The 16605-nt window shown below is 55.4% G+C and carries 13 protein-coding genes; 4 read left to right on the top strand and 9 right to left on the bottom strand.

The window, feature by feature from the left end:
- Positions 1-27: 27 nt before the first annotated feature.
- Positions 28-729, bottom strand: coding sequence for a flavin reductase family protein (locus ABD013_RS05600; RefSeq protein ID WP_343803994.1), 702 nt, complete (start codon positions 727-729; stop codon positions 28-30).
- Between the two features lie 147 nt (positions 730-876).
- On the opposite strand from ABD013_RS05600, the gene ABD013_RS05605 reads away from it, so the two are divergent.
- Complete coding sequence (locus ABD013_RS05605; protein WP_343803446.1) at positions 877-1152, top strand: hypothetical protein; 276 nt, start codon at positions 877-879, stop codon at positions 1150-1152.
- Between the two features lie 86 nt (positions 1153-1238).
- On the opposite strand, the gene ABD013_RS05610 is transcribed toward ABD013_RS05605, so the two are convergent.
- Both ABD013_RS05610 and ABD013_RS05615 read right to left on the bottom strand, forming a co-directional pair.
- Positions 1239-2168, bottom strand: a complete 930-nt coding sequence (locus ABD013_RS05610; protein ID WP_343803449.1) for an electron transfer flavoprotein subunit alpha/FixB family protein — start codon at positions 2166-2168, stop codon at positions 1239-1241.
- Positions 2168-2917 (bottom strand): electron transfer flavoprotein subunit beta/FixA family protein, encoded by a 750-nt coding sequence (locus ABD013_RS05615; protein WP_343803452.1) that lies wholly within the window; start codon positions 2915-2917, stop codon positions 2168-2170. Before ABD013_RS05615 ends, ABD013_RS05610 begins: the two co-directional genes overlap by 1 nt.
- A gap of 262 nt (positions 2918-3179) precedes the next feature.
- Between ABD013_RS05615 and ABD013_RS05620 the strand changes: the two genes are divergently transcribed.
- The 3 genes from ABD013_RS05620 to tal all read left to right on the top strand — a co-directional run bounded on the left by ABD013_RS05620 (position 3180) and on the right by tal (position 7021).
- Positions 3180-4814, top strand: a complete 1635-nt coding sequence (locus ABD013_RS05620) for an electron transfer flavoprotein-ubiquinone oxidoreductase (RefSeq protein WP_343803997.1) — start codon at positions 3180-3182, stop codon at positions 4812-4814.
- A 179-nt stretch (positions 4815-4993) separates the two neighbouring features.
- Positions 4994-6037, top strand: coding sequence for a tRNA dihydrouridine(20/20a) synthase DusA (gene dusA / locus ABD013_RS05625; RefSeq protein ID WP_343803455.1), 1044 nt, complete (start codon positions 4994-4996; stop codon positions 6035-6037).
- Between the two features lie 36 nt (positions 6038-6073).
- Complete coding sequence (gene tal / locus ABD013_RS05630; RefSeq protein ID WP_343803458.1) at positions 6074-7021, top strand: transaldolase; 948 nt, start codon at positions 6074-6076, stop codon at positions 7019-7021.
- A gap of 23 nt (positions 7022-7044) precedes the next feature.
- Here tal and ABD013_RS05635 read toward each other — a convergent pair whose 3' ends face one another.
- The 6 genes from ABD013_RS05635 to ABD013_RS05660 form a co-directional block, all read right to left on the bottom strand.
- Positions 7045-7530, bottom strand: coding sequence for an STAS domain-containing protein (locus ABD013_RS05635; protein ID WP_343803461.1), 486 nt, complete (start codon positions 7528-7530; stop codon positions 7045-7047).
- On the bottom strand, positions 7527-8567 hold the full coding sequence (locus ABD013_RS05640; RefSeq protein ID WP_343803464.1) for a PP2C family protein-serine/threonine phosphatase: 1041 nt from the start codon (positions 8565-8567) through the stop codon (positions 7527-7529). Before ABD013_RS05640 ends, ABD013_RS05635 begins: the two co-directional genes overlap by 4 nt.
- 201 nt (positions 8568-8768) lie before the next feature.
- Positions 8769-9473 carry an MlaA family lipoprotein gene (locus tag ABD013_RS05645; RefSeq protein WP_343803467.1) on the bottom strand — a complete coding sequence of 235 codons (705 nt, stop codon included), beginning with the start codon at positions 9471-9473 and terminating at the stop codon, positions 8769-8771.
- A gap of 165 nt (positions 9474-9638) precedes the next feature.
- Positions 9639-10607, bottom strand: coding sequence for a porin (locus ABD013_RS05650; protein WP_343803470.1), 969 nt, complete (start codon positions 10605-10607; stop codon positions 9639-9641).
- Positions 10608-10964: 357 nt separating this feature from the next.
- A complete protein-coding gene (gene hrpA, locus ABD013_RS05655) occupies positions 10965-14876 on the bottom strand; it encodes an ATP-dependent RNA helicase HrpA (protein WP_343803473.1) in 3912 nt (1303 codons plus the stop codon).
- A 74-nt stretch (positions 14877-14950) separates the two neighbouring features.
- Positions 14951-16603 (bottom strand): AMP-binding protein, encoded by a 1653-nt coding sequence (locus ABD013_RS05660; protein ID WP_343803475.1) that lies wholly within the window; start codon positions 16601-16603, stop codon positions 14951-14953.
- Positions 16604-16605: the final 2 nt, after the last annotated feature.

Raw genomic sequence — 16605 nt, forward strand, 5'->3', positions numbered from 1 at the left:
CAGCATCGACCGGTTGTCAAACCCGACTTAGCGCCGCACCACTCTGAACACCTCACCAAGACGGGCATATTCAGAGCCACCCAGGCGTGCCAGAGGCCGTACCTTATCGGCATCAACCCGGGTCCGCCCCTTGTCATCCCGATAACAGACTGCATCATCGATCCAGAATTGTTCGACTTCAACCAGCAGCAGGTGCTGAGGCTTGTTACCCACTTCGATATGCTGGTGCAGGCTACAGGCCATGGCGATGGGCGCTCCCTGCAGCCGCTTCATGCCGACACCTTGAAACTCAACCAATTCCTGCCCGGTCAGTTCGAGTTCAGAGTCACCGAATGCCAGCTCGCGCGCAGTATCGGAAATCGCCTGCACCTGCTCTTCTGAACCAATATGGATGACACAGCGCTTGCGCTCCAACAGATTGCGGCAACTGTCTTTCAATGTCCCGTCGGCTTTAGTTCCAATCGAAAGCATCAGTACCGGCGGGTCGCTGCAGACGGCGTTGAAAAATGAAAAGGGTGCTAAATTTAGACTATCGCCCGCTTCATCATTGGGACTTAACACCCAGGCAACGGGCCGTGGAATTATGATCTGGGTCAATGTGTGATAGACATCGGCCGGGGCCATTTCGTGTGCCGAAAAAATCATTGCTGCTCCGCACTCATCGAATTTGACCTGAAAGAATACCACTCCTGAGCATTGAGGCACCCCTTCCGTGTGCAAGCGCAGCATGAGACTCACTGCGTATCCACCTGAAAGTGATGAAAAATACGCACCCGGCAGCTCTCGTATTACGCCCGAGGAGGCCTAAACTGAGAGTCCCAGCAGCAACCCGTTTTCACTTCATGCCAGGAAGATGAACCGAGGAGGACTAGCGGTATGTTGACCTATGAAGAGTGTCTGGAGATGAGCGACCTGACATCTGACGAGATATCTGCAATCGCCGAACATGAACACATGGACCCAATGATTGCAGTTGCACTTGGACACTATCTGATCACTCATGATGGTGAGCAGAGGATTCAACGTTTCATACTGGATGATATCGAACGTGCCAAGCGTTGCGGCGACCGGAACAAGCAGGCTCTGCTTTATGGCGCCCTTCGACATTTCATCGAAAATCATCCTCAGCACGGCGGCCACCCCGGCCTGTAGTCATCCAAGGCCTTGAACAAAATACCGCGCTGTTCAGCGCGGTATTTGTGTGTACGCCACATAAAATTTGTGGCTTTATGTTTCACTTAAAGCGAATCATCCAATTCCGGCAAAGCCGTAAACAGGTCTGCAACCAGACCGTAATCAGCCACCTGGAAAATCGGGGCTTCCTCATCCTTGTTGATCGCCACGATCACCTTGGAATCCTTCATACCCGCCAGGTGCTGAATGGCACCGGAAATACCAACCGCGATGTAGAGCTCAGGCGCCACGATCTTGCCGGTCTGGCCCACCTGCATATCGTTCGGTGCAAAGCCGGCATCAACTGCCGCACGAGACGCACCGACTGCCGCACCCAGCTTATCAGCCACTTTCTCCAGCAGGTGAAAATGTTCGCTGTCCGCCATGCCGCGACCGCCAGAGATCACGACGCGCGCCGCGGTCAATTCCGGACGGTCAGACTTGGCCATCTCTTCACCAACAAAACGACTCAGACCGGTGTCTTCTACCTGCGCCAGAGCTTCAACGGCCGCACTGCCGCCCTCGGCTGACACCGCATCAAATGCCGTACCACGAACAGTAATCACTTTAACCGCATCCAGTGACTGTACCGTTGCGATGGCATTACCGGCGTAGATCGGACGGGCAAAGGTATCCGCCGACTCTACCTTGATGATGTCAGAGATCTGACCCACATCCAGCAGGGCCGCCACACGCGGCATGAAGTTCTTACCATTGGCCGTGGCCGGAGCCAGAATATGAGTAAAGCCAGCCGCCATTGAAACGATCAGCGCCGCCATATTTTCGGCAATTTCGTGGTCGTAGGCAGCATTATCGGCCAGCAGCACCTTGGATACGCCTGCGGCCCTGGCGGCCGCTTCAGCAGCAGCAGCACAGCCATTACCCGCCACCAGCAGGGTTACTTCGCCACCGATCTGGCTCGCAGCCGCCAGCGTGCTCAGGGTAGACGGCTTCAGCGCCTGATTGTCATGTTCAGCAATTACCAGAATACTCATCAGATCACCTTCGCCTCGTTTTTCAGTTTCTCGACCAGCTCAGCCACGTCAGCCACCTTGATACCCGCAGAACGCTCCGCCGGCGGCTCAACTTTCAGCACTTTGGTATGCGCTTTTACTTCGACACCCAAGTCAGCAGGGGTCAGAGTTTCCAGCGGCTTGCGCTTGGCTTTCATGATATTAGGCAGTGAAGCGTAACGCGGCTCATTCAGACGCAGGTCTGTTGTAACTACCGCCGGCTTGTTCAAAGCGACGGTCTGCAGACCACCATCAACCTCACGCGTAACCTGGATCTGGTCACCGTCGATTTTTACCTCGGAGGCGAAAGTACCCTGTCCCATACCCGTCAGCGCAGCCAGCATCTGTCCGGTCTGGTTGTTGTCAGAGTCGATCGCCTGCTTGCCCATCAACACCAGATCAGGCTGTTCCTTCTCAACAATCTTGGCCAGTAGCTTGGCAACGGAGAGGGATTCCAGATTCTCGTCACTCTGTACCAGAATGGCGCGATCCGCACCCAGCGCCAAGGCTGTACGCAGCTGCTCCTGCGCAGCCTGGGACCCCAGAGATACTACGACGACTTCGCTGGCCTGACCTGACTCTTTCAGGCGCACCGCTTCCTCGACCGCAATTTCACAGAAGGGGTTGATCGCCATTTTCACATTATTCAGATCAACGTCGGTGTTGTCTGACTTGACCCGCACCTTGACGTTGTAATCGATGACGCGTTTTACCGTTACCAGGACCTTCATTGTCATACCCTTTGATTGTGTTATGGGCCGTGCATTACGGCCTCACCTCTTGTGGGTGTTGTTCTGAATCATAACCACAGATTACAAATAAGCAATATCCCTTATACAAAAGCCTAACCATCAAATATCAGGCCTTTAACTTTACAAATAGGGGTTTTTACTTATTATGTCCACATACAATAATGTCATACGCTGTGGCACACAATAACTAGAAGAATCAACCATCCACACCGATGGAGGAACAATCGTGAATCGCGAATCGATGGAATTTGATGTAGTAATCGTCGGCGCCGGCCCGGCGGGCCTTTCCGCCGCCTGCCGCTTGATGCAGCAAGCCCAGGCTGCCGAGCAGGAATTGACTGTCTGTGTGGTGGAAAAAGGCTCTGAAGTCGGTGCCCACATTCTGTCGGGTGCCGTAATGGAGACCCGTGCGCTGGATGAACTCTTCCCGAACTGGAAGGAGCTCGGCGCACCATTGAACACCCCGGTCACCGAAGACCAGCTGTTCATGCTCAAAAACGAAACCAGCGCCGCCAAGCTACCCAATGCGTTTGTGCCCAAAACCATGCACAACGATGGCAATTATATTGTCAGCCTGGGCAACGTTACCCGCTGGCTGGGCGAACAGGCCGAGCAGCTGGGCGTTGAAGTTTTCCCTGGATTTGCCGCCGCCGAGGTACTCTACAACGAAGACGGCAGCGTCAAGGGCATTGCAACCGGTGACATGGGCGTCACCGCCAGCGGTGAGCAGGGTCCCAACTACATGCCGGGCATGGAGCTGCACGCCAAGTACACCATCTTCTCCGAAGGTTGCCGCGGCCACCTCGGCAAGCAGCTGATCGAAAAGTTTGCGCTGGACAAGGATGCCGACCCGCAGCACTACGGTATCGGCATCAAGGAACTCTGGGATATCGACCCAGCCAAGCACAAGCCCGGCCTGGTGGTGCACGGCTCCGGCTGGCCGCTGAGCGATGGCGCCAGCGGCGGTTTCTTCCTGTACCATGCTGAAGACAACCAGGTAGTTGTCGGCCTGATCGTCGACCTGAACTACTCCAACCCCTGGCTGAGTCCCTTCGATGAGTTCCAGCGGATGAAGCACCACCCGGAGATCAAGCAATATCTCGAAGGTGGCAAGCGCGTGGCCTACGGTGCTCGCGCCATCACCAAGGGCGGCTTCAACACCCTGCCGAAGATGACCATGCCCGGCGCCCTGCTGATCGGCTGTGATGCTGGCACCCTGAACTTCTCCAAGATCAAAGGCATTCACACCGCCATGAAGTCCGGCATGCTGGCAGCAGAATCGATTGCAGCCGCACTGGCCAACGGCGATGAAGGCGGCAAGGACCTGAGCGGCTTCACTGATGCCTACCAGGCTTCCTGGCTGTACGACGAACTTTACCGTGCCCGCAATTTCGGCCCGGCCATGCACAAGTTCGGCCCTTATTTGGGAGGCGCGTTCAACTACATTGACCAGAACTGGTTCGGTGGCAAGATTCCGGTTACCCTGCATGACCTGCACAAGGACCACGAACAGCTCAAGCCGGCCAGCGAATGCCAGGAAATTCAGTACCCGAAACCTGATGGCGTGCTCTCGTTCGACAAGCTGTCTTCGGTGTTCCTGTCCAACACCAACCATGAAGAAGACCAGCCCTGCCATCTGCAGCTGAAGGACGCCAGTATCCCGATCGCTCAGAACCTGCCGAAATATGCTGAACCGGCGCAGCGCTACTGCCCGGCCGGAGTATATGAAGTGATAGAAGGCGAAGACGGCCCTCAGTTCCAGATCAACTCTCAGAACTGTGTCCACTGCAAAACCTGCGACATCAAGGATCCTGCCCAGAATATTACCTGGGTGGTGCCTGAAGGTGCCGGCGGGCCGAACTACCCGAACATGTAATCCCTTCCCGTACTTAAAAAGCCGGCTTCCATGCCGGCTTTTTTAATCTCAAGCACGCTTGCTTACACTCCCCTTTGGTCGCCATGGTATGATCACCTCATTGAGTAATTTTCTTCGCGCCCACACAGAGAGCGATCTACTGCAACAGGGCCGATACAACGGATCAAAACAGGCAATTGATGAGCGTACACCAGCCCGCGGACACACCTGATTCCTCAACCCAAAGCACAGAAATAAACAACGACCCGGTTAATCGTCGTTTTTCAGTCGCCCCCATGATGGATTGGACCACAAGCGACTGCCGAGTCTTCCATCGCCTGATGTCACGCCACACCCTTTTGTATACGGAAATGGTCACCACTGGCGCCCTGATTCATGGTGACGCGGCACGCCATCTTCAGTATCACAACAGTGAACATCCAGTTGCCTTGCAGCTGGGCGGCAGCGACCCCAAGGCACTCGCCCAGTGCGCACACATGGCACAGGAATGGGGCTATGACGAGGTCAATCTTAATGTCGGCTGCCCCAGCGATCGCGTACAGAACAACATGATCGGTGCCTGCCTGATGGCTCACCCCAAGCTGGTCGCCGAATGCCTGGCCGAGATGCAGGCTGCTGTGAGCATCCCGGTGACCGTCAAGCACCGCCTGGGCATTGATGACCTCGACAGCTTCGAGCACCTGCACCAGTTTGTCGATACCGTGAAGGAAAGCGGCTGCCACAGCTTCACCATCCATGCACGCAAAGCGATTCTTGATGGTCTGAGTCCGAAAGAAAACCGTGATATCCCGCCGCTGATCTATGACCGCGTCTACCGCATCAAAGCGCTCTATCCAGAACTCGAAGTGATCATCAACGGCGGGATCAAAACGCTCGAGGAGTGCGACACACACCTGCAACACGTGGATGGTGTAATGATAGGCCGCGAAGCCTATCAAAACCCCTGGCCACTGCTTAGCCAGGTCGATGCGCGCTATTTTGATGACAATCACGCAATCCCGAGCCGCATGGAGACCGCCCTGGCCTTTATTCCCTATCTCGAGCAGCGCCTCGCCGAGGGAGCTCCCCTCTATGCCGTCACCAAGCACCTGCTGGGGCTGTTCCATGGCCAGCGAGGCGGCAAGCAGTTCCGCCGCTATCTAAGCGAGAACGGACACAAGCGAGGCGCCGCCGTCGACACTTTCAAGGCCGCGCTTGACTGCGTTGCAGAACGCCAGAATTGACGATAATTTCAGGAAACGGATACAGGACACCAACCGATGGACCAGTTACAACAACTCAAACAGATGACCACCGTCGTTGCCGATACCGGCGACATCGATGCCATTCGCCAGTTCCAACCTGTAGACGCCACGACCAACCCGTCCCTGCTGCTGAAAGCCGCACAGGACCCCAAATATACCGAACTACTGCAGGAAGCCCGCGACTGGGCCAGCCAACATGGCGGTGACCCGCACAGCCGCCTGGAAAGCATGACCGACCGCTTTGGTGTTCTGATTGGCCGGGAAATCACCCAGCTAATCCCCGGACGCATTTCGACCGAAGTAGATGCCCGACTCTCCTTCGACACCCAAGCCACTATCAATAAGGCACACCAGCTGATTGAGCAGTATGAAGCACTGGGCATTGGTCGCGATCGCGTTTTGATCAAGATCGCCTCCACCTGGGAGGGTATTGAGGCTGGTCGCCAGCTTGAGCAGGAGGGCATCAACTGTAATCTGACCCTGCTGTTCAGTTTCGCTCAGGCTCAGGCCTGCGCCGAGGCCGGCATCTACCTGATTTCACCGTTCGTTGGCCGCATCCTGGACTGGCACAAGCAGCGCCAGCCCGATGCAGACTTCAGCTTCGATAAAGACCCCGGCGTACAATCCGTCAGCCGTATCTACCGTTACTACAAGGCCCATAACTACGATACGGTTGTAATGGGCGCAAGCTTCCGCAACACCGGCGAAATCCAGGCGCTAGCCGGTTGCGATCGCCTGACTATCAGCCCCGCCCTGATGCAGGCACTGGCAGAAGACCAGCGCCCGCTTGAGCAACAGCTTGCTGATGGCATGGCCAGCACAGACGCTAAGAGCAGCCTGAACGAAAGTGCTTTTCGCTGGGCGATGAATGAAGATGTAATGGCTCAGGAGAAACTGGCCGAAGGGATCCGCAACTTTGCGGCAGACCAGATCAAATTGGAACAGCTTCTGGCACAGGCTTGATCAGCACGCCATTCTGGGGACAGTCAGCGACAGTTTTCCAGAGTGGCCACCAGATCCTTGAACGCCGCCCGATTATCATCATTCAGGCCGATCAACACCCGGTGAGCGTCCAGAATGCGCTCTCGCACTTCATCCTCGGACTCCTGCACAAACGGCACCTGCTTAAGATCGCAACGACTACTGGGCAACTCCTGCAGAAGCACAAAGACTCGATCAAACCCCATACTCAACAGGATCCGACTAATATCCTCATTGGTCGACACTAATGTTGGCTGAGGCATCCCTTTCTCGGTCGCCTTGATGGCCAGCTTGGCGATTAGCCCCAGGGAGGTACTGTCGATATTCTCGGTTTCCGTCAGATCCACCAGCGTATCGGTTACATCTTCTCGCTGCAGCACGGCTTCCAGATGTCGCTCAATCGTTGAGCACAGGGTAAGACGCACATCACCGACAAACTTCAGGACATAGTGCCCGTCACAGCACGCGTAATAAATCGCGCCATCACTCATATAGATTCTCTGCGTACAGTCATGATCGCAACATCATCGGGATGCACCCGCTCGGCAGGCATCATACTCTGCAAAAACACCGCTGGCGACCCCATATTATCTCGACATAACTGCAGTAGCTTCTGCTCCTTGTCTACCAGCGAGTCACCGGCCAACACTTCGAGAATACCGTCTGAAAACAGGGTCAGCACAAAGTTGTCAGCCAACGGCAGCTCGCACTCGTCGAACACAGGGCTTTCAAACAAGCCCAGAGGCATCCCCCTACCCTCAAGATAGCGCACCTCACCGGCTTGCTGTAGTACTGGCAGCGGATGATGACCGCCAACCGCATATCTGAGTGTGTTCTTTTGATGATCAACAAGCCCCACAAACATCGTCAGATGCTTACCCAGCGAGGTCAGCAGCAGCTCTTTATTGATCCGATGAAGCGTATCTGAAGGCGAAAGAATATCGAAGCTGGAGTTACGTCGATAATTACGCAGCAAGCGATGCGTCATGTTTTTCAGCAGCACGGTCACCAATGCTGATGAGGTACCATGCCCCGACACATCAGCCAAATAAAACAGACTTAATTCGTCATTAATGGCCAGCGCATCAACGAAATCCCCACTGAGTAACAGTGAAGGCTTGAGGCAATAATCAAAATCGATGCCATTGATGCGCTGATGAGGCGGTGGCAGCAGGTTCTGCTGCACCTGCTGAGCCGCATGCTGATCCTCACGCAGCTCATCCAGACTGCGCTCGAGACTATCCCGCAGGCTATGCACCTCCTCGATATAGCGCGCACGGCGCAGCTGACGCTCTACAGAACGCACAAACAGCTCAGGATGCAGGTCCAGCTCACCGGAGACATATACATCGTCGGCACCACTTCGCAGCGCGGCAACCAACTGCTCCGCCGTGCCTTCACGTATTAATGCCAGCAGCGGCTTCGGGCTGACTCGCTGAGCCAGCTTGTCCATCAACAGACTGCTGCCGATCGTGGCCAGATCAAAGATGACCAAAGAAATATCGAAGTGTTCGAGCTGACGATCCACATCATCGGCATCCGAACACACAACCAGCCGAAGATGCTGATGATCACAAAGTTCACACAGCTCAAAGACTCGATCGATTGTGTGGGTGCATGCCGAAAGCAGCAACACCCTTTGCGTATTAGGATCCATTGATCAGCCATTCATGTGATACTGATACAGGAAGTTCAACAGTATCCCCATGCCATTGACGATGCAAGCCGATCAGAAGTCGCTGTTGTAGTTCACGTCAACAGCACCATCATCGATCTGATAGGCACGACGCTGCAGGTAGGCATCACGCACAAAGCTGTACTTGTCGCCACTGATGATCTGCTCGGCTTTGAGCAGGCGGCTACGGGTATCAAGCAGGCGCAGAGCGTATAAACTGTTTCGAGTCGGCACGTGATCGACCTCACCCACAGGGTCAACCGCCCAATCTACAGGCAGAGCCACACCGTCACGCACAGTGCTCGGACCAATGAACGGCAGCACAAGATAGGGACCGGAGCCCACTCCCCAGTGACCCAGCGTCTGGCCAAAGTCTTCTGTATGCTCCTCAATCCCCATCGGAGTCGCCACATCAACCAGTCCAGCAAGGCCAAAGGTGGTGTTGAACGTCAGTCGAGCAAAGGTCTTACCCGCCGCGTCGAACTTGAATTGCAGCAGGTTGTTGAACAGATTACCGACATCACTGAGATTATCAAAAAAGTTGCTGACACCCTTCTCGGCAATATCCGGAGTGACATAACGATAACCCTGCGCCAAGGGTTTTACCGCATAGCGATCAAGGGTTTCGTTAAAGCTGAAAATGGAACGGTTAAAACCTTCCCAGGGATCCTGCTCGGTCTCTGCCATCGCCGGCGCAGCCATCAAAGCCACACCCATACCTGTCGCCAGAAAACTGGAGCGCAGTGTAGAAGTCAGCATACTTTATCCTTAATAAGCCGATTCATATGATGTGGCTATTCTAACGAGGCTATTACAGGGAAGAAAGCATCCAGCCATCATATTTGAACTAATTAATAACGGAGACCACAACGCAAAAAGGCTCCCGAGGGAGCCTTTTTTGGATAAACCCAATATCAAGTGATATTAGAAGTCTACGCGGTAGCCCAGAACCAGACGATCTTTGAATGCAGTGCTCAGAGCTTCAGCATCGGAATCGAAGTCGAAGTAGTTAACGTAAACGCGGCCTTTCTTGCCCAGCTTGTGCTGAACACCAACAGCCCACTGAGAACCTTCTTCGTTGGCCAGATCTTCTTCGAAGTCAGAGTAGCGAGCCTGCAGCTGGGTAGCGCCGATGTCGTAGGTAGCAGCCAGCTCCCAAGCTGTTTCGTCGTAGTCACCCTTAACTTCCTGGGTTTCGTACTTGGCAGCCAGACCCAGGTCAGCGATCTGGTACTTGACAGCAACACCCATAGTTTCGATGTCGTTTGCAGTAGCAGCAACGTCTTCCTGAACGTCACCGTAGGAAGCTGCTACGTACAGGTCGCCTGCAGTGTACTTGGCGGCGATGTTGTAGCCGTCCATGTTGCTGTCAGCTACGCCATTGTCGTCAGAACCGGAAGCAGCAACAACTGCACCACCGATCAACTGGAAACCGCTCATTACCGGAGAGTGGTAAGCGATGGTGTTATCAACGCGCTTGTGGACGTTGTTGCCCAGCTGGTTCCACTCGCCTGCATCAGAAGTAGCAGCGTCGAAGATATCAGTCGGCAGGTTAACCAGCAGGTAGTGCGGGTGGTACTGACGACCAGCCAGCGCGGTACCCCAGGAACCGGTTGCACCAATGTAAGCCAGACGAGCAGCGAACATTTCGCCTTCGTTGTCAGTAGTATCTACGTTGGCTTCCCAGTGGAACAGACCCTTAGTGTCTTCCAGGCCCAGATCTACGTCGCCCTTGATACCGATGCGAGTAGACTCGTCACGCAGGTCCAGATCAGTATCTTCAGCAGAGTGCAGACCTACACGGAAAGAACCGTACAGAGTAGCGTCAGCCTGAGCGACGATCGGAGCAGTCATGGCGCCAGCAACAGCCAGAGCAATCAGTGACTTTTTCATCAACATTTCCCCTTCATTCAACATACTAGTAGTGAATTCTAGTTTTTCTTAAGCACACAAGGTGCTCCCAGAAAAATACTATAAATCCAGATTATTGCAAACCAATGAACACAAAAAGATTTTGTATTTTGTGTCATTTTGACTGCGATGTTGCCTGGCAATTGCTTTCCTTAGCGAGGCTCTCATTAAGCAAGAGCAAGGGTTTGGGCTCGCTGCAGTTGAGCAACTACCTAAATTGGCCGCATTACACCACAGCCCCGCGACCGGCGCAAGCGCTGCATGCCTCTATCCACAAGGGCTGGATGATTATTTGACACCCATCAACAAGAAAAACGGAAACTTTCGCCTTTTACCGATTTACAGTGTTTGCAGCGCCTGCTTAAGACGCTTCTCCGATACACTTTCTTTCGTCCCCAGTTGCTGGGCAAACAATGAGACCCGGTACTCTTCCAACAACCAACGAAAACGCACCAGAGACTCTGGCCGCTCATTGCGCGCCTGATATTCCTGCTGTTTTTTTAAATACTGCTGCCTCAGCCCCGCCAGCTGATCCGACCAGAGACACTGCTGCCGCAGGTCACGCTGGTATTTCTCCAGCCTCAACTCTATCGCTTTAAGATATCGTGGATATTCCGGCAACCAGCTCACATCTGCTTCAAGCAGATAATGCCTGCTCATCAACTCGGCCAGCTGCTGCTTGATATCATTCAGCACTGGAACCGCCTGAAGGTTAATTTTGCCGTTAAGCTGTTTATTGATCCGGTGAACCGACTGATGACAGCCATGAATAAAACCACCCAAAGCCTCCAGCTCGTCAGCTATATTGGCCCTCATCTGCTCCCGCAGCCGATCAAATGCACCTGACTCACGCGGCGAATTTCCCTCAGTTAAACCGGACGCCCGTTGTGCCGCCAAAACCAGCGCATCGTCTTCCAGCGTTTTACGATCAAAAAGCTTGCCGGAAAGTATTAGACTTTCGTTTAACCTGGGAATGTCTCGACGCAAATACTTAACTTGCTGCGCCGGTAACGACATCAGCAGCAAACGCGCCACGCCTCTTAAGGTTTCATGCCTTGCCAAATCTGCCGAGGGCAGCACTTTCAGCTCAACACTGTCCTTACGATCAATCAAGGCAGGCCAAGCCTCAACCTCAATCCCACCCGCCTGGCGCAGATGTACGCTCTCAGGCAAGTCTCCGAAGCTCCAGCTCGTCAGCCCCTGCTGCCCCCAGCTCTCCGACGGGCCGGACTGCAGCGCAGCCTCGGCACGTTCACCGAAGCGCTTATTGAGCAACTCCCATTCGCGACCACTGCCAATCACCTTATTGCGATCGTCACGCAGGCGCAGATTGAATTTCAGATGCGCTTCCAGCTTCACTTCGCGCAACACGTCCGGCTGCACGCGCGTACCGGTCATGCGCAGCAGCTGCAACGACAACGCCTCGTACAAGTCCCCTTCCGCAAACACCACCACATTGCAGAAGGCTTCTGCATAATTGGGTACCGGCACGAAATGCTTGCGCAGCTGCTTAGGCAACCCTTTGAGGATGGCGACCACCTTTTCTTCCAACATCCCTGGCACCAGCCATTCCAGCCGTTGCAAAGGAGCTACGCGCAACAGTGCCAACGGCAACTCGAGCGTAACACCATCATCCTCGGCACCAGGCTCGAAGTGGTAACTGAGCGGGAGCTCGACACCATCCAGCGGCAGTACATCGGGATAGCGCGCACCGGTTACATGTTCAGTATTGCGCTGCAGGATATCCGCTTCACGCATGAACAGTGCCTCAGGATCAGCCTGCTCGACCTGCTTGCGCCAGTGCTCAAACCCCTTGCCATTGACCACATGAGAGCCTTTCAGCTCCTCCAATCGCTCGGCATAAAACTGGTACAGCTGCTCTTCGTCAACCAGCAGGTCACGACGACGTGACTTGTCTTCCAGCGCCGCAACACCCTCCAGCAGCGCTCGGTTATGGCTAAAAAACGGAGCCCGGGTCTGATATTCACCTTCAACCAGGGCACTGCGAATAAAGATCTCGTGGGAGACAATCGGATCGATACTGCCGTAATTGACTCGACGGCGCGGCACGATGATCACGCCAAACAGACTGACCTGCTCGCTGGCGACCACCTGGGCGCGCTTTTTCTCCCAATGCGGCTCCATCCAGCTGCGCTTGACCAGGTGTTTGGCCAAGGGCTCTATCCATTCCGGCTCAATCCGCGCCACCTGATGGGCGTACAGCTGACTGGTTTCCAGTAGCTCTGCCGCCATTACCCACTTGGGCGCTTTTTTGAACACACCCGAAGCCGGGAATATCTTGAAGCGACGGTTGCGTGCCCCCAAATATTCCCCCTTGTCCTGCTTGAAGCCGATATGACTGAGCAACCCGGCCAGCAGGGATTGGTGAATCACCGGATACTCGGCCGGCTCCGTGTTTTCCTTCAAGCCCAGATCCTTGACACTAAGCAGCAACTGGCGATGTACATCACGCCATTCGCGCAAACGCATGAACGACAGGAACTGTTTCTGGCACCAGCGGCGCAGCTGGCTCTGACTCATCTCTTCACGCTGCTCGTGCCAGAGCTGCCAAAGGTTAAGCAGTGTCATGAAGTCCGACTCTTCGTCGGCATATTCCTTGTGCTTCTGGTCCGCAGCCTGGCGCTTGTCATGCGGTCTCTCGCGCGGATCCTGCACGCTGAGCGCACTTGCGACCACCAGCACCTCACGCAGCGCGCCCTGCTTTGCAGCCTCAATCACCATACGCGCGATGCGCGGATCCACCGGCAACCGTGCCAGCTGCCGCCCCACCGAGGTAATACCGCGCCGATCATCGACCGCACCCAGTTCCTCCAGCAGCTTGTAGCCATCATTGATCAGTCGCGTATCGGGCGGATCTACAAAGGGGAATTCACGGATGTCGCCCAGTTTCAGCTGCAACATCTGAAGGATGACAGCCGCTAGATTGGTACGGCGAATTTCGGCATCGGTAAATTCCGGGCGCGCCAGGAAATCCTCTTCGGAGTACAGACGAATACAGACACCGGGCGCCACACGACCACAGCGACCGGCGCGCTGGTTGGCGCTGGCCTGAGAGACCGCCTCGATCGGCAAGCGCTGCACCTTGGAGCGGTAGCTGTAGCGTGAGATACGCGCCAGGCCCGGATCGATCACATAACGGATACCCGGTACTGTCAACGAGGTTTCCGCCACGTTGGTCGACAGTACGATTCGCCGCCCCGCCTTGCGATTCTCATGGAACACGCGGTTCTGTTCCGCCAGCGATAGCCGGGCATAGAGCGGGATCACTTCGGTGTCGCGCAACTGAGCCCTGCGCAGGGTCTCGGCGGTTTCGCGAATCTCGCGCTCACCGGGCAGGAACACCAGAATATCGCCCGGACCGCCACTTCGTTTATCCTGATCGATCGCTACCAGTTCATCCACGGCCGCGAGTATCGCCTGCTGCAGGTCGACCGCCTTTTCATCATCCGCTTCCATCTCGTGCAGTGGACGATACAGCGTTTCAACCGGATAGGTTCGACCGGAGACTTCGATCACCGGCGCGCCGTCGAAATGTTGCGAAAAGCGCTCCAGATCGATGGTGGCAGAGGTAATGATCACCTTGAGATCAGGACGACGTGGCAGGATGCGCTTGATGTAGCCCAACAGGAAATCGATATTGAGGCTGCGCTCATGAGCCTCATCGATGATCAGCACTTCGTACTTTTCAAGGAAGCGATCATGCTGGGTTTCCGCCAGCAGAATCCCGTCCGTCATCAGCTTGACCTGGGTCGTTTCCGAGACCTGATCGTGAAACCGCACCTGATAACCGACCCGCTCGCCCAGCGGGGTTTTCAATTCTTCGGCAATACGCGACGCCACGGTTCTGGCGGCCAGGCGTCTTGGCTGGGTATGACCAATCATGCCCACGCATCCCAGCCCCAGCTCGATACAGAGCTTGGGGATCTGAGTTGTCTTGCCCGAGCCGGTCTCGCCGGCAATCACCACTACCTGATGATCGGCGATCGCCTTGAGCAACTCTTCCCGCCGTTCAGAGACTGGCAGATCAGGGTATTCCGGCACCGAGGGCAAACCTTTGAGCTTATCGACCTGCGCACAGGACGCCGCTATACGTTCGGCAAGGCTGGCCAGCTTATCGCTATCGGGCGACGCCTGACGCTTTAGTCGATCCAGCTCACGGCGTAATGGGAAGCGATCGGCAATACGACAATGAACCAGCTGCTGTTGAAGTGTCTTGATGGAGATGGACAAACTGCTGCGACCTTGTTGCAGGTGAATGAAACGACCGCATATTATCCATTAAGCCCTGCTTAATTACTAACAGGTTAATGCACCCGCTTGCCCTGCAGGGCCATTTCACGAAGATCTCGGCGCGACACTTTGCCGATTGGCGTGCGCGGCAGTGAACGGCAAAATTCCACTGAGCGGGGTACCTTGTAGGCCGTCAGGCGCTCGCGGCAGTAGTCACGCACCTGCCGAATTGACAGCTGCTGATTGGCTGGAACCACATACAGCTTGATCTGCTCACCACCGCTGCTGTCGGGCAGACCGACCACGGCGCATTCAAGAATATCGGGATGACAGGCAATGACATCTTCCAGCTCACTGGGGTAGACCTTGAACCCGGATACATTGATCACCTCCTTGCGTCGATCGATGATCTTCAGATAGCCGTCACTATCGATCAAACCTATATCACCCGTATCCAGCCAACCATCCTGCATCGCCCCCTGAGTCTCTTCACGCTGATGCCAGTAACCCGACATCAGCTGCGGGCCACGCACCCAGATGTCGCCGCTTTCGCCGGGCGGCATCAGCTTACCCGCCTCACCCAGTACACGAACATCCGTGCCCGCCAGCGGTTTGCCTACAGTTCCTGCCCGAAAGGTATTCGGACGATTGACACTAACTACCGGCGAACACTCGGTCAGCCCATAACCCTCACAGATATCACCGCCCGTGACTTTCTGCCAACGCGCTGCAATCGAGCGTGTCAGTGCCATGCCGCCCGAGATGGTCAGCTTCAGCGACGAAAAGTCCAGCCGCTGAAATTCGGGCTGCTGACAAAGGTGGATAAACAATGGATTGATGCCGGCCATAATGGTCGGCTCAAGACGATCCCAGCAACGGACCAGCGACCGAGTGTGACGAGGGTCGGGGATGAGTTCGATATAGGCACCGATACTTAGCATCAGCAGGGTCAACGTAAACGAGTAGATATGGTAGAGCGGCAGGGGTTGCAGCAGGCGCTCCTGCCCGGGCGTGGTGTACTCTGACAACAGGGCATCAAGCTGCACCAAATTACTCAACAATGCCCGCTCGCTCAGCATCGCGCCCTTGGCGGGCCCGGTAGTTCCGCCGGTATACTGCAGCAAGGCCAGCTCGGAAGATTGTTCTGGCGGCTGCCAGATACGCCCTGCTCCCAGCTGCATGATCGCGGTGAATGAAACTCGCTCAATCCCCGGCGGAACCCGCCCCCCTCTTACTCCCTTACCGGAGCCAGCGGCCTTGAAGCGTGCAAACAGGTTCAATAACTGACGACCCGGCACCGGATGCAGATCACCCGGCTCGGTCGTGATCAGATATTCAATGGGAGAAGCACTCAGAATCTGGAGCCGCTCAACAGGAACAGGAGCGAAGCTCACCAGCGCACGCGCCCCGGAGTCCCTTAACAAACAACCCAGCTCTTCTGCACACAACAGCGGATTGGCGTTGACGATCACCAGACCGGCACGCCGCGCTCCGAAAAGCAGGACCGGGTACTGCATCAGGTTAGGCAGCTGCAGCACGATTCGATCTCCGGACTGGAGGTCAGTTTCGCGTTGAACCCAAGCAGCAAAACGACGTGAAAGACGGTCCAGGTCGGCAAAACTGATTCTGGCCCCCAGATGACCGAAAGCAGGCTTTTCGTCGAAACGCCGCGCCAACTGAAACAGCAAATCAGACAAACTGGCAACGTCCGGGCCGACCGCCTGCATAC

Origin of the sequence: Marinobacterium maritimum (genome assembly GCF_039523155.1) — a bacterium.
GTDB lineage: Bacteria > Pseudomonadota > Gammaproteobacteria > Pseudomonadales > Balneatricaceae > Marinobacterium > Marinobacterium maritimum.